Origin of the sequence: Domibacillus indicus (assembly GCF_023715895.1) — a bacterium.
Classification (GTDB): domain Bacteria; phylum Bacillota; class Bacilli; order Bacillales; family Domibacillaceae; genus Domibacillus; species Domibacillus indicus_A.
On the sequence record NZ_JAMBOO010000004.1, the window covers coordinates 165,724 to 183,415 of the forward strand.

Genomic DNA, 17,692 nt, shown 5'->3' on the forward strand with positions numbered 1-17,692 from the left:
CAGTGCGCTTTTTTTAAACAAAGGGGGATGTTGATGAACGGTCGTATTTTACTGGCATCAGACGGATCAAGCCACGCGCTTCGGGCAGCGGAGGAAGCAATTAAGCTGGCCAAAGTGCTGAACAAAGACATTGTAATTGTATTCGTCGTTGATTTTGATCAATCCAAAAAAGACGTCTTGCATAGTGCAGGCGCTATTGATCTGGAACAAAAGCGAAAAAAACAGCTTCAAAGCACAGAACAGAAAATAAGAGAAGCAGGCGTCTCATATTCGATTCAACTGCTTCACGGCGTGCCGGGACCGGCGATTGTAGAATACGCGAACAAGGAAGCTGTTTCCTATGTAGTGCTCGGCAGCCGCGGCCTGAACAGTCTGCAGGAAATGGTGCTTGGCAGCGTTAGCCATAAAGTGGCGAAGCGTGTAAACTGCCCTGTATTAATTGTAAAATAATCCAAGTCATTCTCTTTTTGAGAATGACTTTTCTTTATAATAAAGAAAAGGGGGCTTGAACATGACGTATGAAGAAGTAATGGAAAAGCTTGAGCAGTTCGGTTCAGATCAAACGAAAAAAACACTTGCCCGTCATGGAGCCAAAGAGCCGTTTTTTGGTGTCAAAGTCGGCGATTTAAAAAAACATTTTGTAAAGGAAGTAAAAAAAGATCAGCAGCTCGTCTACGACTTGTACGCATCCGGCAATAGCGATGCTATGTATTTAGCGGGTTTGACAGTGAAGCCGAAAGAAATAACGAAAGAACGACTGAACGAATGGGCACGGGGCGCTTATTGGTATATGATCAGTGAATATACAGTCGCACAAGTTGCAGCGGAATCTCTTTTTGCACTTGAGCTTGCGCGAGAGTGGATGCAGTCGGATGAAGAAATGATTATGGCTGCCGGATGGAGTACCTACAGCAACTACCTGTCGGTTGCTCTAGATGACGAGGTAGACAGGGAAGAAATCGATAAACTGTTGAACAGAGTGGAAAAAAACATTCATACGGAGCAAAACCGCGTTCGGTACGTGATGAATCAGTTTGTGATTTGCGTGGGTGCTTATTATAAGCCGCTTTCAGAGCGGGCGAAGGAAGTGGCAGCCCGCATAGGGAGTGTACGCGTCGATGTTGGGGATACGGCCTGCAAAGTTCCGCTTGCCACAGCGTACATTCAAAAAATAGAAGACCGAAATGCAGTCGGTAAAAAGAGAAAAACGTGTATTTGTTAGATAGAAATTTTTTGTAAGATAATATAACAGTGAAAAAGATTTTTTAAAAAGTTCATGGTAAGATTTTTATACGTAATTGAACACCTAAACTAAAAAGCGCTTTGCAAAGACTGGACCCCTGCCAGTACTATTGCAGAGCGTTTTTACATGAGGTGTTAACCGGGGATGCTTCATTGCTTATACAAATGGAGCAAACAAAAACAAGTCTCTCGTGTAGGAGAGACTTGTTTTATTTGGCGGGCAAAGCATTCATCTAATAAAAAATACGATTTCTATGCTGCTTTTCGGTCCGCTTTCCGGTCTGCTTTTCGCGCCCAGTAGGTGGCTAAAAGCGGTCCGGAAATATTGTGCCAGAAGCTAAAAATGGCACTTGGCACAGCAGCAAGAGGACTGAAATGAGCGGCTGCAAGAGCAGCGCCGAGTCCGGAGTTTTGCATGCCGACTTCAATCGCCATGGCTTTTCGGTCTTCATATGGCATCTTGAAGAGTTTTCCCGCTAAGTATCCGAGCAAATAACCAAGACCATTATGTAAGATCACAATACCGAAAATAAGCAATCCAGATTCTACAATTTTTTCTTTGCTATTTGACACTACAGCCGCGACGATCAGCACAATCGCTATAACGGAAATGAGCGGCAAAATGTCTACGCTTTTTTGCACCTGCTTTTTAAAGAACCGTTGTACGATCAAGCCAAGGATAATTGGCAGGAGCACGACCTGTACCACTGACATAAACATGGCAGAAGCGGATACTTCAAGCCATTCGCTCGCTAAAAGATATATAAGCGCCGGCGTTAAAATCGGTGCGAGCAGTGTAGATACTGATGTAATGGCCACGGATAGAGCGGTGTTTCCTTTTGCCAAAAACGTCATGACGTTAGAAGCAGTACCACCCGGGCAGCAGCCTACTAAAATTACACCAATCGCAATTTCCGGCTCCAGCCGAAGCCCTTTTGCGAGAGCAAAAGCCAAAGATGGCATCACAATAAACTGGGCTAAAACCCCGATGATCACTTTTATGGGATGCCGGCCGACTTCTTTAAAGTCTTCTCCTGAAATGGTCATCCCCATCCCGAACATAATCACACCAAGTAAAATAGAAATATAGGGCGCAATCCATGTGAACTGTGCGGGAAGAAAAAATGCGAATGCCGCAAACACAAGCACCCAAATAGCGAATGTTTTGCCGGCAAATTGACTAACTTTTACGAACGTATTCAATTCGTATTCACCTCCGTTATAGTAGAATAGCATAAAACAAGTCGAAATAGGTCGTATTTTCTGATTTTTTTAAGTTGATTAATTTTTCCAAATAAAAAAGAACAGCCGTAAAGACTGTTCTTACTTCATCCCCATATCCAGCTCGTAAAGCCTCTTGTAGCGTTGTTCCTGCTGAAACAGCTCTTCGTGTGTGCCATTCATTTGAATCTGTCCGTCGTCTAAAAAGACAATCCGGTCCATTTTTTCCATACCCGCCAAGTGGTGGGTAATCCAGATAACGGTTTTTCCGTCCAGCACTTCAAATACGGTATCAATCAGCTGCCGTTCTGTTACGGGATCAAGCCCAATGGTCGGTTCATCCAATATCACGATAGGAGTCTGCTGCAGCAAAATACGGGCCAGGGCAATCCGCTGACGCTCTCCGCCGGAAAAGCGGGCTCCGGTTTCCTGCATCACCGTTCCATATCCGTTTGGAAGAGATTCAATATAGTCATGCATATGCACCCGTTTGGCCGCTTCGATGACTTCTTCGTCTGTTGCCTGCGGGCTGCCGAGCCGAATATTATTCATGACCGTTGTGTTAAACAAGTATGGCTGCTGATTCAGCACGGCTATTTCCCGGGAAATGTATTCATCCGGTTCATTTCCGTTCACCAATACTATGCCGGCCTGCGGAGAAATGAATCCTTCTGCCAGCTGCATTATTGTTGATTTCCCTGCGCCGCTCGGACCGAGAATCGCCACTTTTTCCCCTGCCGGCACAGAGAATTGGAAATGCTTCAATACCGGTTCTTTTTCGCTGTAAGAAAAAGATACATCTTCAAAAGAAAGTGCCGGCACTCCTTTTACGAAAACCGGCTGAATAATGTTCGGTTCCGTTTTTCCTTCTTCGACTTTTTCAAGACGGCCGAGAGACTGGGCGTAGCCGGTCCACTCCTGTGCTGCTGAAGAGAGGGTAAGGAAAGCTTCCGTAATCGGAAACAGCACTAGTGTAAAAGCAGCAATTAAGATCGGTGCCATTTCACCGTTAACGCTTTGGCCGCCTGCCCATACCATCATGGTGACAACCGCCGCTCCAACAAGCAGCTGCAGACCGAAGTCGCGGCTGCGGGCAAAAGCCCGTTTAGCCGACTCAAGCTCTGTCCATTTTTGTTCAGCACGCTCAAAGTCATCCACAAACGCTTGCCGGCGTCCGCTGAACAGCCAGTCGCCCATGCCCATTACTGCATCGGTTAACCGGCCATACTGCGCAGCACGCTGTTCTTTTTGCTTCGCTTGCTGTGCTTTCATAACCAGCAGCGAAACAAGCGGAACAAGCACAGTAAAAATGAAAAAGTACAGCGCCATCACAAGAGCAAATGGGGTAGAGAAAAAGCCAAGCGCCACAACAGCAGCGACATACAAAAGCAGGGCGCTCAGCCATGGAAAAATCAATTTAATATATACATCCTGCAGATGCTCAATGTCATCCGCAAACAAGCTAAGCGCGTCACCGGTTTTAAAACGTGCCATTTGCGGGCGGAGTGTTTCATAAAGCCGGACGCGCATGCGGGAGACGATTTTTAAAATAAAGCTATGGCTTACCAGCCGCTCTACATAACGAGAAACGGACCGCATAATGCCGAAGGTGCGTACCAATACGATCGGTACGTAAATCATCAGCAGATTTTCGGGGCGTGAAGCGGCTTTTGAAATCAGATAGCCGGATACAAACAGCAGCGCACTGGCTGCAAAAATGGTCAGTCCGCCAAGCAGGACAACCAGGATGAGCAATCGTTTATGTTCTTTCAGATAAGGAATCAGCCACCCCATGTGTATCACCTCGTGCGGCTTGTACGAGGGAGGCGTACACGCCGTTTTTCTTCATTAATTCATCATGTGTTCCTGTTTCGGCAATTTGTCCTCGTTCCATCACGATAATCCAGTCCATTTCCCGCATCCAGTGAAGCCGGTGCGTGGCCAGCAGTACAAGCTTTTGATCGAAAAGAGGAAGCATCGTTTCTTTTAAAGCCGCTTCGGTTTCGATATCCAGATGCGCAGTCGGTTCATCAAGCAGTACAACCGGCCGATTGCTGAGATAAGCCCGAGCCGCTGCTACACGCTGCATCTGCCCGCCGCTCAGGCGGCGTCCGCCTTCGCCGATCATTGTATGCAGCAGCTCCTCAAGCGAAGACAGACCCGCTTTTTTGGCTGCTTCGATGACTTCTTCGTCTGATGCATCCGGTTCGTAAAAGCGGATATTATCTGCCAGTGTTCCGCTGAAAATATACGGATGCTGCGGAATATAAGTCAGCTGGTTCTGCCAGGCCGGCTGCTGAAGATGGGAAACAGTCTGGCTGTTCACCGAAATGGTTCCAGCATCAGCCCCTAAAAAACCGCCCAGTACGTCGATTAAAGTAGATTTACCCGCGCCGCTTGCTCCGATAATGCCAACTTTTGCCCGCCCTTTAATAGAAAGAGAGATGTTTTGCAGGGAAGCGGCATTCACGCCTGACAGCGTCAGTTCATCATGATCTGACCACGATGAAAGGGAAAAATCATCGGCCTCTGTGTAAGCAGGTGCATCCAAAATGTCCTGCATGGCGCGGCCGGCTTCTTGTCCATTTAAAGTGGCGTGATAGTCGGTGCCGAGCTCCCGAACCGGAAGAAAGTATTCAGGCGCCAAAATAAGCACCGTGAGCGCCGGCAGAAGTGTCATTTTTCCATCTACAAGCCCAAGACCGAGAAACACCGCAACGGTTGCGACAGACAGCATCGCGAAAAAGTCGAGCGCAAACGAAGAAAGAAACGCAACTTTTAAAGTGCTCATCGTTGATTTTCGGTACTGTTCGCTTACATGCTCGATCTGTTTGCGGTGTGAGCGCGCGCGCCCTAAAAACGTCAATGTTTCCAGCCCTCGAAGCGAGTCTGTGAAGTGGCCAGCGAGCCGCTGGTAGCCCTCCCACTGGCTGTCTGCTTTTTTTCGGGCTGCAAGTCCTAATAGCACCATGAAAACGAGTAAAACAGGGAGTGTGATGGCCAATACGATGCCGGATGTCCGATCGGTCCACAGAACAAACAGCCAAATCGCCAATGGAAGAATCATCATGTTAATCATTTTCGGTAAAAACAAATCCAAATACGTACGAAACTGGTTTGTTCCTTCTATAATCAATGTGACAAGCCGCCCGGTTCCTTCCTGTTTTGAATAGCGGGGGCCGAGTGCAAACAGTTTTGACAGTACATCACGGCGAAGTGCCGTGCTCGTTTTTTCCGAATAGTGCTCAACGACTTTTTGTTTTAAAAAGCCAATAAAGTAGCGGCCGGCCAGCGCGCCGAAAAACAGCATCATCATTGGAAACACTGCATTGGGTGTTTCACCGTTGAAAAGCCGGGTAAGGGCGCCTGCAAGCCATTTTGCCTGAAGAATGATCAGCACTGCCTGGATAATAGTGAAAAAGGTGAGTCCGGCAAGCACCGGAACTACACCTTTATAGTGAAATAGATCTTTTCCCATTAGTACGTCAAATCCTTACCGTCGACTCGTTTCCGGAACACGTAATAGCTCCACACTTGATAGCCGATTACAAATGGAAGCAGGGACACCGCCACGATCGTCATGACTTTAAGTGAGTAAGGGCCGGATGCTGCGTTGTATACCGTCAAGTTATAAGCGGCAGACATAGAGCTGATCATCACCCGCGGGAACAGCGAAGCGAAAATGAGCGCAACGGTTAAAACAATACCGGCGCCGCTTGAAACAAAAGCAAGGCCATCCCGTTTTTTCATGAGGAATACGGCTGCCAGCACGTAAGCCAGTACAATCGCACCGATCATCGGGATGGTTACAGCTGCCCGAACCGTAAAAACATCTGTGTAGATATAAGACAATCCAACAAACAGAGCGAGTGCGGCGACTGCCAGCCAGACCACTCGTTTCGCCAGTGAGCGGGCACGGTTTTGCAGATCACCAACCGTTTTCAGTGTTAAAAAGGATAAGCCATGCAGGAAGCAAAGAATCGTGACAGTAACCCCGCCTGTTACAGAGTAGATGTTCACGAAATCGCTAAAGCCTGCATACATGTTCATGTCCGCATCAATCGGCATACCACGAAGGATGCTTGTGAACAAGACACCGAACAGAAATGGCGGCAGGATGCTGCCGAAAAACACAACATAATCCCATGTTTTGGTCCACTTTTCACTGTGGACTTTACCTCGGAATTCAAACGCTACGCCGCGGCCGATCAACGCAAGCAGAACGAAGACGAACGGAACATAGTAGCCGCTGAACATCGTCGCATACCAGTGAGGGAAAGCGGCGAAAATAGCGCCGCCCCCTGTTAAAAGCCACACTTCATTCGCATCCCAGAACGGGCCGATTGTGTTGATCATAATACGGCGCTCCAAGTCGTTTTTCGCCAGAAAGCGCGTCGACATGCCCACGCCGAAATCGAAGCCTTCAAGAAAGAAAAAGCCGATAAAGAGGACCGCGATCAATAAAAACCATAGCTCATTCAAGCCCATTACATGTACACCTCCTGATCAAACGGATCAATCGTTTGCGTTTCTGGCGCCGCCTCGTGATGCTCAACGCCTTTTTTAATTTCGCGGACAAACAAGTAAACGAGAACAATCGCTAAAATCGTATAAGCAAGAGAAAAAGCAATAAGTGACAGAAGCAGGCTCTGGGCGCTGACGTTTGGTGAAACAGATGCCGATGTTGTCATCAGGCCAAACACCGTCCACGGCTGACGGCCGATTTCCGTCATAATCCAGCCGGCGGAGTTTGCGATGAATGGGAACGAGATAAGCGCCACCATGCCGCGCAGGAACCATTTTTTCTGGACAAGTGTTTCCCGATAGCTGAAATAAAGGCCCAGCACCGATGCAAGAATCATAACCATACCGGCACCCACCATAATCCGGAAGCTCCAGAAAGTTGTTTTAACCGGCGGAATATAGTTGCCTTCTCCGTATTTTGCTTCATATTCTGCCTGTAGAGTTTTCATCCCCGGCACGTCCCCCTGGAATTTTTCATATGCCAGGTAGCTGAGCGCAAACGGAATGTTAATTTCAAATGAGTTCTCTTGATTTTTAGAGTCAATGAATGCAAATGCTGTCCATGAAGCCGGATCACCGCTGTCTTCCCAAAGCGCTTCGCTGGCCGCCATTTTCATAGGCTGTGATTCCATTAAGTGCTTCGCCTGAGCGTGGCCGGTAAATGCAATGGCAAGCCCTGAGATCAAGGCGACGGTCATAGCAAGGTTAAAGGACCGTTTAAACAAGTCTACTTCATAGCCTTTAATGATTTTATAAGCACTGATGCCTCCAATGAAAAAAGCACCTGTAGCAAGCGCACCGAAAATCACGTGCGGAAATTCTACCGCGAGCTGCGGATTGGTTAACAGAGCAAAGAAGTCATTCATTTCTGCCCGGCCGTTTTTGATAGCAAAGCCGACCGGCTCCTGCATAAACGAGTTGGCTGCTAAAATCCAAAGCGCGGACATCATCGTTCCCAGCGATACGAGCCAAATGCAGGCAAGGTGTACTTTTTTGGATAGGCGGTCCCAGCCAAAAATCCACAAACCAATAAAAGTAGATTCCATAAAAAAGGCAAGCAGTGCTTCAATAGCAAGCGGAGCACCAAACACGTCTCCGACAAACCGGGAATACTCTGACCAGTTCATCCCAAATTGAAATTCCTGAATAATTCCCGTCACAACGCCGACTGCAAAGTTAATTAAAAACAAATGCCCCCAAAACTTAGCCAGTTTTTTGTAGCGTTCGTCGCCTTTTAAAACATAATGTGTTTCAAACAATGCGACTAAAAACACAAGACCGATTGAAAGCGGCACAAACAAAAAGTGAAAAATGGTGGTAGACCCGAACTGAAGCCGGGCTAAAAATAGTTCATCCATCCCGTAAATCCCCTTTCTCCTATTTACACAGTAATAATATATTATATTGTGAATTAGTTCACATTCTCTATCTGCTTTATAATTTACTCTCTTTTGCTGCCAAAAGATATAGGATTTCAGCGTAGAAATTGAATGATTTGTGACATTTTTCACAAACCATTTTTTCCACTGTGAAAAGAGAGTAAATTCTGAAATAAAAGGGAAAAGCGTGTATAATCAGGGATAAAAGAACGATGAAAGGGGTTTACGGGGATGATTGAGCGGCTGCATCATGGGGAAGAAGCAACAGCAGCGGAAATTCTGGCACTGCAAATACCTGCTTATAAAGTGGAAGCGTCATTAATTGGGTATGACGGCATTCCGCATTTAAATGAAACGGTAGAGATGATTAAAAACAGTGATGAAATTTTTATCGGATTTTTAACAGAAGGGGAGCTGTGCGGCTTTCTTTCTTATAAAGACGAAGACGGATCGGCCTTTATTCAACGGCTGGTTGTTCATCCGGGACACTTTCATGAAGGGGTTGCTTCAAAGCTCCTGACATATTTTCTGCAGGAAGAATCAGCGGGGCGGACCGTTCTTGTTACAACCGGCGCGAAAAATGAGCCTGCCCGCAATTTATATAAGAAATTTGGATTTGAAGAGCTGGACACACTGCTGCCGGAGCCGGGGGTAGAACTAGTGCTGCTCGAAAAAAAACATCAGTAAACATTTATTGCTCGTATTTTCACAAGAAAATAGTGTAGAATAAGTGCTGTATAAAATTTTTAAGATCAGAAAGGCTGGAAGATAGATGTCATTAACAAACCATGGAACGATTCCTGTAGCGGTTTCTGCCCGCCACATCCACTTATCACAGGAGCACCTTGAAATTTTATTCGGAAAAGGCCACGAGCTTACAAAGCGTGCGGACTTATCGCAGCCAGGACAATTCGCGGCAGAAGAAACGGTAACGATTGCTGGTAAGAAAAGTGAAATTGCACGCGTTCGTGTTCTTGGCCCATGCCGTCCTGCTACACAAGTGGAAGTAAGCTGGACAGATGCTATGAAGCTTGGCGTACGTCCGCCGCTTCGTGAGTCAGGCGATATTAAAGGATCTGAAGCTGTGACGATCACAGGTCCTGCAGGTACAGTGGAGCTTGAAGAAGGCTTAATCATTGCCCAGGCGCACGTTCATATGACACCAGCAGATGCAGAAAAATACAACGTAGAAAACGGCCAGATCGTGACTGTAGAAATCGGCGGCGACCGTCCAATCGCGTTCCGCAACGTCGTGATCCGCGTATCTGAAAGCTATGCGCTTGAAATGCATATCGATACAGACGAGGCGAATGCCGGTTTTATCTCTCAAGGCGCTACAGGCGACATTTGGGCGTAAGTTTACATAAAAAAGGTTTGATCCTCTCCGGGATCAAACCTTTTTTTGTTCGGGCAGTGGTTACACTGCCTTTTTATGTACCGGCGGTGCCGTTTTGTAACGCCGTCCCGTCCGGGCTACTTTGTTCCAGCCGGTCCGGTTAAAGAAGTAAGCGATAGTGCCGTACATCACGTAAAATAGATTTAAGAAACGAAAAATCGTCACGTCAAACAGGATGCCTGTAAAGAGCCGCCCTCTTTCGCCTTTGTTAAAGCAGACACCATAAGGATGAGAGCGGGTGATGGCGACTATATCACAAAACGAGCCGAACATCATGGTTACAGCAGCATAAAGAGCAAGATGCTCTATCATAGACATTGAGCCGAGCGTAAGCTGCTGAATCAGCATCGCCGTCATCACATACGCGGTAACGGTGCCGCCAATAAACGTTTCAAACACACAAAAAAACGAAACAGGCTTTCGCAAAAGAGTGCGAGTGAAAAAAGGGGCAAAATGAATGATGCAGTCAACGAACGCTTTTTGCCAGCGGACCCGCTGCTTAAAAACATCCCGGTTGTTTTCCGGCAGCTCGGTATAGCAGACAGCCTCCGGCAGAAACACAATGCGTTTGGCCGGGTGATCTGAAATGTACCGCTGGATCCGCAGGGTAATATCAATATCTTCTCCCAGCGTGGTGCGGTAGCCGCCGACTTCGAGCAGAACCCGCTTATCGAAAATACCGAACGCCCCTGAGATAATCGACAGAGCGCGAAACCGGGCTAAAGACACTTTTGTAATGTAAAAGCCTTTCATTAAATCGAGCATTTGCGCTCGAATCAGCCAGTTGGCACTTTTTAAAGACAAGCGCCCGAAATGGCCGCCGGCTTTTGTTTGCAGCACATGCACCATGCCGCCGGCAGCAATCACATCTGGCGTTTGAAACGCTTCATTTGCCAGAGGCAGGGCATCATCACTTAAAATGCTGTCCGCATCCAGCGTCACCACAATATCATAAGAAGCATATTCAATACCGGCATTGAGCGAATCGGCCTTGCCGCCATTTTCTTTGTTGATGACAAATACATGCGGCAGGAAGCCGGATTGATACACACCGTGGATCGGTTGATGGGCCAGCTGGCCGAGCGCTTGTTTTTGACATTCAACGAGACCCAACTTTTCCTTCAAAAGCGCAAAGGTTTCATCGCTCGAACCATCATTAATATAAATGACTTCGCAGGATGGATAAGAAAGAGATTGTATGTGATCAATCGACGTTTGAATAATCGCCGCTTCATTAAAACAAGGAATTAACACGCTAATGCCTTTGGAGGCAGGAGGCTTTTGACCGGGCAGCCCGCGCTGGGACGGAGTACTGCAGAACACATGTAAAACGGGAAACAAAATGCTGAGACAAAACAATGTGAAAACCAATAGATTCATAGAACAGCTCCCTCTCGACAATTGCTGTACTTATTATAGTGAGAGAAAGAAAGGATAAAAGAGTTGTTACGGAAATGAAAAGAAAAATAAGGGTTATGCCCCAGTTTGTTATCAAATTGTTATAAAAGGGGAGGTAAAAGTTCATACTGTTTTTCCAATACAATGGGGCGGGTACGCTTAAGTGGGCTTACTTCTGCACAGAAACGGGAAAAATAAAAAAAGGAGGTGGATAGATGAATACTGCTCAGAGGATCTTGAGCCGCTTTTTTGCTGAGCGCTTTTATGATCAGGCGGCGCAAACGGCTTACTACCTGCTGCTGTCTGCGATTCCATTTATCATTTTTATGCTTTCATTAATTCGTTTTTTTCCAGTGGATCAGCAGGCTATTCTCGATTTTATCCGTCCGTATGCGCCGGGGGAATCGTTCACCTTAATTGAAGAAAACGTCGCGGCCGTACTCTCTGCTGAACAAGGGCAGGTGCTGTCACTCAGCCTAGTTTCTACGTTTTGGCTGTCTTCGATGGCGGTCCAGTCATTGGGCCGTTCTCTAAATGACGCCTACAAAATTGAACGGGACCTTCCTTTCTGGAAAGGACTTCTGCGCGATTTTGGCGTTACATTGATTTTTATGATCATCGTGCCGCTGTCGTTTGTGATTCCTTTGCTGGAAAGAGTGCTGCACTGGCTTGTATCGCAATCGGGCACGCTTGAGCAGCTATCAAGGCTTTTAGATATATGGCCGGCAGCCCAATGGGGGATTGGAACCCTGTTTTTGGTAGTGTTTTTTATCGCTTTTTATAAAATTATTCCAAATGATCAAGTACCTATTTTATATGTTCTGCCGGGTGCGCTGTTCGCGGCACTCGGCTGGCAGATCGTGTCTTTTCTGTTTGAAAGCTATGCAGCGGCGGTCAGCTATACGCGCTTGTACGGGCAGCTGTCGGGGATCATCGTGCTTGTCCTCTGGTTTTATTTAACGGCCGTTGTGATTTTGCTTGGCGGCCTTTTTAATGCGGAAAAAGAACAACAATAAAAGGGAGCTCTTTGGGTAGAGCTCCTCAGATTGTAGACAAATGATATGGATGACCGTGCACATAAATGGGATGGATCGGCGGCGTCCAGGCAGCTCCGCTTGCCATGGGGCAGACGCTGAGCCCGACTCCGCCTGGCGGCTCCACCGGTCTCAGCTGCCCACTCGTCCCATAGGAGTCTGCGCCGCCCTCCCGCCGCCAAGTGGCTTGCGACAAGATTGTATAAAGTGAATAAGGCCATATCTTTCCGTTTAAAAGAGAAAATGTCTATTCAATCTGTGCTTATTGATGTTCAATAACACTTAGTGAAGACTGCCGGACGAAGACTCCTGCGGGAAGTACAGTGAGTCGGGAGACCCCGCAGGAGCAGCCGAGGAGGCTCCCGCACTGCCCGCGGAAAGCGCAGTCCGGCAGGTTTCACGTATCGGCTTTTTTTTAAGGGCGAAAGACTTTGTCTACACACTGAGGAGCTCTTTGGGCTGAGCTCCTTTTTTTATGTGTTATCGCTTTGAAAAGACAAACAGGTTAAATAGTGGCCGTTCAAGTATTGCTGCCGGGTTAAATCCTTTGTTTCAGAAAAACCGTCCTCCAGCAGCTCTTGAAATGCCTGGTCTGTTTCAAACCAATGAACAAGCAGGGCCTCGTTTTCTCCGAGCGGCAGCGCGATGCCGATGATATACTCCCCACATCCAGTTCTTATGTTCCATTTGATGCCGTCTGCCCAGTGCTCGTATCTGTCATTTGGAAGCCGGGAGCCTGCAAACGCAAATGGCTTCTTCCATCTTTCCAATATGTGTTGAATAATGGGTTTTGCTGTAAGCGCCTGCTTTTCTTCGATATAATGAAGCCATAAGAAATCGTTTTCGATCATGGCGTACCATTCATCAAGGGCAGATTCAACTGCATCGTGCGTGACGTATGTGCTGAGAAGCGGAATCCATGTATGATGCAGCCGTTCAAGCTGTTCGGGGTCCGCATGCTCCTCGACATAATCAGTAAAGCCGTTTAAAACCGTCAGCAGTTCGCGTTCGTAAAGAGAGGTCACCGTCAATGTAAAATCCCCTTTTTGATTTTTATTATAAAGGAGAGATGGAGAAATGGGCAGAAGTGTGTTGTACATTGCCGTAAGTCTTGACGGCTTTATTGCAAGAGAGGACGGGTCAGTGGATTGGCTCGATGACGTAAAGGGAGACGGAGGAGACAATGGCTACCTGGCTTTTTATAAAACGGTTGACACGCTTCTCATGGGACGCGGCACGTACGAGAAAGTGCTCCAGCTGACGGATGATTTTCCATATGCGGGCAAGAAATGCTGCGTGCTGTCAAGAACGATGAAAGGAAAAACAAATCATGTTGTTTTTACAGACGAGCCGCTGACGGAGGTGCTGGCACGGGAAGAAGGGACTGTTTGGGTGGTTGGCGGTGGACAAGTTGTGAAGGAATGCCTTGCTCATGATTTGTTTGATGAGCTGTTTATCGCTGTGATACCGAAAGTGCTGGGTGGTGGCATTCCACTGTTTCCACCCGGCACAGAAGCTTCGTTTTCACTTGCTGGTGTAGAAAAGCTGGGAGACATCGTATCGATTCACTACAAGCGAAAGGAATGATTCGATGGCGAAAAAATGGCTGGCAGGCGTGTTGTTAGCAGCAGGCTGCGGCATGCAGGAAGCAGAGCAGACGGAGCCGGCAGATGACGCGGAGCGTAAAGAACTGGAGGTAGAAGCAGAAAATTTGGATGTTCCGTGGTCGATTACCGAAAGTAAAGGCGTGTTTTATATTTCCGAGCGAAACGGCACCATTGCCAAAGTGGAAGATGGTGATGTAGAGCATCAGCCGGTCGAGCTGGAGGCACCGCTTTCGGACGCGGCGGAAGCCGGTTTGCTCGGTTTCGTGCTGGCGCCGGACTTCGCCGAGTCAAAAGAAGCCTATGCTTATTACACGTATGACAAGGAAGGAAAGCCCTATAACCGGATTGTGATTGTTAAACAGCATGATTCCCGCTGGAGCGAAGCGGATACGCTCCTAGATGGCATTCCATCCGGCAGCTTTCATCATGGCGGCCGGCTTGAAATCGGACCGGATGGTGCTCTTTACGCGACGATTGGAGATGCGTCCAATCCAGAAACCGCTCAAAATCCTGATTCATGGAACGGAAAAATTATCCGGATTAATGAATCAGGCGAGGCGGAGGTATACAGCATGGGCCACCGCAATCCACAGGGCCTTGCCTGGGATGAAAGCGGGACGATGTATGCCTCTGAACACGGACAGTCTGCAAACGATGAAATAAACCTCATCCAAAAAGGAAGAAATTACGGCTGGCCGGACATTGAAGGAACGGAAGAAGCCGAGGGACTTCAAGCACCTCTTGCTGTGTCCGGCACAGATGAAACATGGGCTCCTTCAGGGATGGCCTGGCGTAAAGGAGTGCTTTACGCGGCTTCACTCCGTGGTGAAGCGGTGCTGAAAATCGATCCCAAAACAGGAAAGGTGTCAAAAGAGATTGAAGGCTACGGCCGTATTCGAGATGTGTTTTCTGACGGGGATGATCTTTATTTTGTGACGAACAATACAGACGGGCGCGGAAATCCGGCAGCTGGCGACGATAAACTGTACCGCATGGAATATTAAAGGTGAATATCCACTCTACCCCTCTATTGCAGGCAGAATAGTTGCGGCTTCTTCTTTTTCCTCCTACTCTAAAGAAAAGGAGTGGAGAAAGATGAAAGTAGAAATTTGGTCTGATTTCGCCTGCCCGTTTTGCTATATCGGCAAACGCCGGTTTGAGGAAGCGGCGGCACAATTTGACGGCAACATAGAGATAGAGTTCCGCAGCTATGAGCTTGACCCGCATGCACCGGTTAAGTCAGAGGAAAGTGTGCACAGCGCATTGGCGAAAAAGTACGATATGACAGTGGAAAGTGCCAAAGCAATGAATGACCGAATGACTGAGCAGGCAAAGGAAGCCGGCCTCGTTTATAATATGGATACCATCGTTTTAGCAAACACGCATGATGCACACCGCCTGTCCCATTTTGCCAAAGAAAAAGGAAAAATGAATGAATTTACAGAGCGGGTATTAAGGGCTTACTTTACTGAATCTGAACATATTGCAGATGCAGACTTGCTGGCTGGATGGGCAGAAGAGGCAGGTCTGGACCGAGCTGAAGCAAAAGAAGTACTGCAAAGCGGCAAATATAGCGACCGTGTCCGCGCTGATCAAGAAGAAGCGCGCGACATTGGCATCGAAGGCGTTCCATTTTTTATTTTCAATGATAAATATGCTGTTTCCGGCGCGCAGTCTGTTGAGGCGTTTAAGCAGGTGCTTGACCAGGTAGCGGCTGATGAAGAAGTAACAGCAGGCAAAACCGAATGGTGCCAGGATGATGACTGCACGGATGGGGAAAGCAGCCAGGATTGAATGCCTGAAAACTAGACATCTATAACAGAAGAGAATAAGAAAGCGTCGCTCAGCCATTTGTGAGACGAAGGGAGAGGCCAAAGCCGCTAACGGCTTTGGCCCTTTATAGGATAACGGCAGGCTTAAAGCTCAAACAAGCCGGGCGCAATGAATACCGCTCGCGGTGGCGCCGATTGTGCCGCCGCCTGGAAAAATCGAATCGCCGCACAGCCATAGATTCGGCAGACCGGAGCGGTGAGACAGCGAGCCAAACAGCGCGTGCTCAGTGGTTTGCGGAAATTCGGGTACACGGATCCGATCATCGCCAGCATTTTCTCGGTCAGCTTTTCTTTGTACGCATCATATTCCTGCTTCGTCTGCCAATGATCCGGGGAGGAATGAGTGGAAACGGTCATCGTTCGTTTGCCTTCCGGTGCCCACAGGCGGTCGTATTTAGCAGAAAGAGACATAAACAGGTGGCTGCCTTCACTCCTTGAATCCGAGGAAATCTGCCTAAACGGCGGAAATGAATCCGGGATCAGCGCCCCGTCCAGTAGTAAATAGAGGGTATGCGTAATCCAGGTTGGCCTGCCGGGAAGCTTTCGGTGCCGGCCCGAAAGACCGTTTACGAGGGAGGGCAGCTGCTGGATGGAGCCGCTAAAGATAATATGCTTGGCGTGGTATTCGTTGCCGCGCTCGTCAACAGTGGTCCATCCGCTGTTTTTTTCATGGATACAATCCATCGTTTTTTCTTCAGGACACCTCCGTTTTCACGAATCGAATCGGCCAATGTTTCAGCGACACGGTACAAGCCGCCTTCGTGATAAATATTAAGTGCCGTCGCTGCCATCAAATAGGAAACATATTTTGAGGTTGTCTGCATACTGTCGATTAACTGGCCGTCAAGCAAATGAATAAATGCACCTTCTTTGCCGAGGCCATGCTTGTGCAGCCGGTTTTCAAGCGTGGCGCGCGCAAAGGGCGCAAGCTTTGCATGCCAGGGCAGGAGAGACAAAAGCAAATACGCCCATTCGCCGGCTGTTTGAGGCGGAAGAGCAGGAAGGGGTTTCATGATCTAGCGAACGGCCGCCGCTGTTTCCCATAATTCTTTGTAAAAAGAGCGGATCCGGCTGGCCGCATGTGGAAAATGGGCACAAATAGCTTCAAGATACTGTGCACGGTCCCGGTAATAAGGAATAGACTGTTTGGGAAATGAAGCGTCATAACCGTATCAAGCAGGCGCAGCACCCGCTTGTGAAAGTCTCCTCTTTCAAAACCCATGCCAAGCGTTGCACCTACTGGAAAAAGAGCATGCCGCTGCTGGAATTTTCCGGCGCATCCACTCCATTCAGAGGAAGCTTCGAGCACCGTTACGTCATGCCCGGTTCGGGCTAAAATGGCTGCTGCTGTTAATCCGCTGATAATAAGTGTATGCACAAAATTACCTCTTTTCTTTAGTGTGAAGAAGGAAAAGAAACCTTGCAATGTTAAACTCGTTCGGAAAGGAAGATAGAACATGAGATATGCACTTCTGGGCGACCTGCACTCAAGTGTAGAGGATACAGAAGCAGTGCTGAAGCATATTGAATACTGTGCACCAGACGCAGAAATTATGGGACTTGGTGATTTATATGAATGCAGCATCCGCAGGCGAAAAGCAGCGACAACAAGAGGTATTTCAATGGAAAAAGCGGCGCAGATGCCGGAAAAGTTTGCATCGCTTCTCACTTTTCCATCTGTGCGTGGAAACCAGGAAGAGCGGATTATGCTTGTGACCGGCTGTCATGATTTTGCTCATCTGCCGGAGGAATTAACAATCGACGGCGCCGTGTTAATGCATGGACATCAATGGAAATGGGCAAAAGGCTGGCTGCCGGTCCTGCCCAAAACTGATCCGCCGCTCATTTTTTTCGGGCACAGCCATACAGCCGGACTGTACAGGAAAGGAAAACCGCTGCCATTCGAATATGGAAAGCCCATCTTTTTAAAGAAAAAGCGGTATGGGATTAACGCCGGCGCCGTCTGGCAGTCCCGTGAATGGGTGCTGTACGATTCCTCGGCGCGGACCGTTACCTTTATGAAAGCTTTGTAAATAAAAAACACGACAATGGGCTTGTC

Annotated in this window: 19 protein-coding genes; 9 read left to right on the top strand and 10 right to left on the bottom strand. The window is 47.9% G+C overall.

Annotation, left to right across the window (positions count from 1 at the left end):
• The first annotated feature begins 33 nt into the window (after positions 1-33).
• Together M3221_RS09710 and M3221_RS09715 are read left to right on the top strand one after the other, a co-directional pair.
• Entirely contained in the window at positions 34-450 is a 417-nt protein-coding gene (locus M3221_RS09710; RefSeq protein WP_251271356.1) for a universal stress protein, read from the top strand.
• Between the two features lie 61 nt (positions 451-511).
• The gene (locus M3221_RS09715) at positions 512-1,222 is read left to right on the top strand and encodes a DNA alkylation repair protein (protein WP_251271358.1); all 711 of its coding nucleotides are present in this window, start codon (positions 512-514) and stop codon (positions 1,220-1,222) included.
• 272 nt (positions 1,223-1,494) lie between these two features.
• On the opposite strand, the gene M3221_RS09720 is transcribed toward M3221_RS09715, so the two are convergent.
• The 5 genes from M3221_RS09720 to M3221_RS09740 form a co-directional block, all read right to left on the bottom strand.
• On the bottom strand, positions 1,495-2,445 hold the full coding sequence (locus M3221_RS09720) for a bile acid:sodium symporter family protein (protein ID WP_251271360.1): 951 nt from the start codon (positions 2,443-2,445) through the stop codon (positions 1,495-1,497).
• A gap of 120 nt (positions 2,446-2,565) precedes the next feature.
• Positions 2,566-4,257 carry a thiol reductant ABC exporter subunit CydC gene (gene cydC / locus M3221_RS09725; protein WP_251271362.1) on the bottom strand — a complete coding sequence of 564 codons (1,692 nt, stop codon included), beginning with the start codon at positions 4,255-4,257 and terminating at the stop codon, positions 2,566-2,568.
• Positions 4,223-5,941: a thiol reductant ABC exporter subunit CydD gene (gene cydD / locus M3221_RS09730; protein ID WP_251271363.1), complete on the bottom strand. Its 1,719-nt coding sequence runs from the start codon at positions 5,939-5,941 to the stop codon at positions 4,223-4,225. The genes cydC and cydD overlap by 35 nt, the downstream gene beginning before the upstream one ends.
• Positions 5,941-6,951, bottom strand: a complete 1,011-nt coding sequence (gene cydB / locus M3221_RS09735; RefSeq protein ID WP_251271365.1) for a cytochrome d ubiquinol oxidase subunit II — start codon at positions 6,949-6,951, stop codon at positions 5,941-5,943. Before cydB ends, cydD begins: the two co-directional genes overlap by 1 nt.
• Positions 6,951-8,345, bottom strand: a complete 1,395-nt coding sequence (locus M3221_RS09740; protein WP_251271366.1) for a cytochrome ubiquinol oxidase subunit I — start codon at positions 8,343-8,345, stop codon at positions 6,951-6,953. The genes cydB and M3221_RS09740 overlap by 1 nt, the downstream gene beginning before the upstream one ends.
• Positions 8,346-8,597: 252 nt before the next feature.
• On the opposite strand from M3221_RS09740, the gene M3221_RS09745 reads away from it, so the two are divergent.
• Both M3221_RS09745 and pduL read left to right on the top strand, forming a co-directional pair.
• The gene (locus M3221_RS09745; RefSeq protein ID WP_251271368.1) at positions 8,598-9,053 is read left to right on the top strand and encodes a GNAT family N-acetyltransferase; all 456 of its coding nucleotides are present in this window, start codon (positions 8,598-8,600) and stop codon (positions 9,051-9,053) included.
• Between the two features lie 85 nt (positions 9,054-9,138).
• Complete coding sequence (gene pduL / locus M3221_RS09750) at positions 9,139-9,723, top strand: phosphate propanoyltransferase (protein WP_251271369.1); 585 nt, start codon at positions 9,139-9,141, stop codon at positions 9,721-9,723.
• Between the two features lie 60 nt (positions 9,724-9,783).
• On the opposite strand, the gene M3221_RS09755 is transcribed toward pduL, so the two are convergent.
• Positions 9,784-11,142: a glycosyltransferase family 2 protein gene (locus tag M3221_RS09755; RefSeq protein ID WP_251271370.1), complete on the bottom strand. Its 1,359-nt coding sequence runs from the start codon at positions 11,140-11,142 to the stop codon at positions 9,784-9,786.
• 233 nt (positions 11,143-11,375) lie between these two features.
• Between M3221_RS09755 and M3221_RS09760 the strand changes: the two genes are divergently transcribed.
• Positions 11,376-12,176: a YihY/virulence factor BrkB family protein gene (locus tag M3221_RS09760; RefSeq protein ID WP_251271372.1), complete on the top strand. Its 801-nt coding sequence runs from the start codon at positions 11,376-11,378 to the stop codon at positions 12,174-12,176.
• A gap of 491 nt (positions 12,177-12,667) precedes the next feature.
• Here M3221_RS09760 and M3221_RS09765 read toward each other — a convergent pair whose 3' ends face one another.
• A complete protein-coding gene (locus M3221_RS09765; protein ID WP_251271374.1) occupies positions 12,668-13,225 on the bottom strand; it encodes a hypothetical protein in 558 nt (185 codons plus the stop codon).
• Between the two features lie 46 nt (positions 13,226-13,271).
• Between M3221_RS09765 and M3221_RS09770 the strand changes: the two genes are divergently transcribed.
• From M3221_RS09770 to M3221_RS09780, 3 genes are all read left to right on the top strand, one after another.
• Positions 13,272-13,781: a dihydrofolate reductase family protein gene (locus M3221_RS09770; protein ID WP_251271375.1), complete on the top strand. Its 510-nt coding sequence runs from the start codon at positions 13,272-13,274 to the stop codon at positions 13,779-13,781.
• A gap of 4 nt (positions 13,782-13,785) precedes the next feature.
• Positions 13,786-14,805: a PQQ-dependent sugar dehydrogenase gene (locus M3221_RS09775; RefSeq protein ID WP_251271377.1), complete on the top strand. Its 1,020-nt coding sequence runs from the start codon at positions 13,786-13,788 to the stop codon at positions 14,803-14,805.
• Between the two features lie 91 nt (positions 14,806-14,896).
• Positions 14,897-15,595, top strand: a complete 699-nt coding sequence (locus M3221_RS09780; protein WP_251271379.1) for a DsbA family oxidoreductase — start codon at positions 14,897-14,899, stop codon at positions 15,593-15,595.
• 122 nt (positions 15,596-15,717) lie between these two features.
• Here the strand turns inward: M3221_RS09780 and M3221_RS09785 are convergent, their stop codons facing one another.
• From M3221_RS09785 to M3221_RS09795, 3 genes are read right to left on the bottom strand one after another with little or no spacing between them, the layout of a single operon-like run.
• Positions 15,718-16,317, bottom strand: coding sequence for a phytoene desaturase family protein (locus M3221_RS09785; protein ID WP_251271381.1), 600 nt, complete (start codon positions 16,315-16,317; stop codon positions 15,718-15,720).
• Positions 16,200-16,646: a hypothetical protein gene (locus tag M3221_RS09790; protein WP_251271383.1), complete on the bottom strand. Its 447-nt coding sequence runs from the start codon at positions 16,644-16,646 to the stop codon at positions 16,200-16,202. Before M3221_RS09790 ends, M3221_RS09785 begins: the two co-directional genes overlap by 118 nt.
• Entirely contained in the window at positions 16,643-17,011 is a 369-nt protein-coding gene (locus M3221_RS09795; protein WP_251271384.1) for an NAD(P)-binding protein, read from the bottom strand. The genes M3221_RS09790 and M3221_RS09795 overlap by 4 nt, the downstream gene beginning before the upstream one ends.
• 79 nt (positions 17,012-17,090) lie before the next feature.
• Between M3221_RS09795 and M3221_RS09800 the strand changes: the two genes are divergently transcribed.
• Positions 17,091-17,666 (top strand): metallophosphoesterase family protein, encoded by a 576-nt coding sequence (locus tag M3221_RS09800; protein WP_251271386.1) that lies wholly within the window; start codon positions 17,091-17,093, stop codon positions 17,664-17,666.
• The last annotated feature ends 26 nt before the right edge of the window (positions 17,667-17,692 follow it).

Excerpts from the sequence above, each read along its gene's own strand:
- M3221_RS09710 (WP_251271356.1), top strand. The coding sequence starts at position 34 with ATGAACGGTCGTATTTTACTGGCATCAGACGGATCAAGCCACGCGCTT.
- M3221_RS09715 (WP_251271358.1), top strand. The coding sequence starts at position 512 with ATGACGTATGAAGAAGTAATGGAAAAGCTTGAGCAGTTCGGTTCAGAT.
- cydC (WP_251271362.1), bottom strand. The coding sequence starts at position 4,257 with ATGGGGTGGCTGATTCCTTATCTGAAAGAACATAAACGATTGCTCATC.
- cydD (WP_251271363.1), bottom strand. The coding sequence starts at position 5,941 with ATGGGAAAAGATCTATTTCACTATAAAGGTGTAGTTCCGGTGCTTGCC.
- cydB (WP_251271365.1), bottom strand. The coding sequence starts at position 6,951 with ATGGGCTTGAATGAGCTATGGTTTTTATTGATCGCGGTCCTCTTTATC.
- M3221_RS09740 (WP_251271366.1), bottom strand. The coding sequence starts at position 8,345 with ATGGATGAACTATTTTTAGCCCGGCTTCAGTTCGGGTCTACCACCATT.
- M3221_RS09745 (WP_251271368.1), top strand. The coding sequence starts at position 8,598 with ATGATTGAGCGGCTGCATCATGGGGAAGAAGCAACAGCAGCGGAAATT.
- pduL (WP_251271369.1), top strand. The coding sequence starts at position 9,139 with ATGTCATTAACAAACCATGGAACGATTCCTGTAGCGGTTTCTGCCCGC.
- M3221_RS09755 (WP_251271370.1), bottom strand. The coding sequence starts at position 11,142 with ATGAATCTATTGGTTTTCACATTGTTTTGTCTCAGCATTTTGTTTCCC.
- M3221_RS09760 (WP_251271372.1), top strand. The coding sequence starts at position 11,376 with ATGAATACTGCTCAGAGGATCTTGAGCCGCTTTTTTGCTGAGCGCTTT.
- M3221_RS09770 (WP_251271375.1), top strand. The coding sequence starts at position 13,272 with ATGGGCAGAAGTGTGTTGTACATTGCCGTAAGTCTTGACGGCTTTATT.
- M3221_RS09775 (WP_251271377.1), top strand. The coding sequence starts at position 13,786 with ATGGCGAAAAAATGGCTGGCAGGCGTGTTGTTAGCAGCAGGCTGCGGC.
- M3221_RS09780 (WP_251271379.1), top strand. The coding sequence starts at position 14,897 with ATGAAAGTAGAAATTTGGTCTGATTTCGCCTGCCCGTTTTGCTATATC.
- M3221_RS09785 (WP_251271381.1), bottom strand. The coding sequence starts at position 16,317 with ATGGATTGTATCCATGAAAAAAACAGCGGATGGACCACTGTTGACGAG.
- M3221_RS09790 (WP_251271383.1), bottom strand. The coding sequence starts at position 16,646 with ATGAAACCCCTTCCTGCTCTTCCGCCTCAAACAGCCGGCGAATGGGCG.
- M3221_RS09800 (WP_251271386.1), top strand. The coding sequence starts at position 17,091 with ATGAGATATGCACTTCTGGGCGACCTGCACTCAAGTGTAGAGGATACA.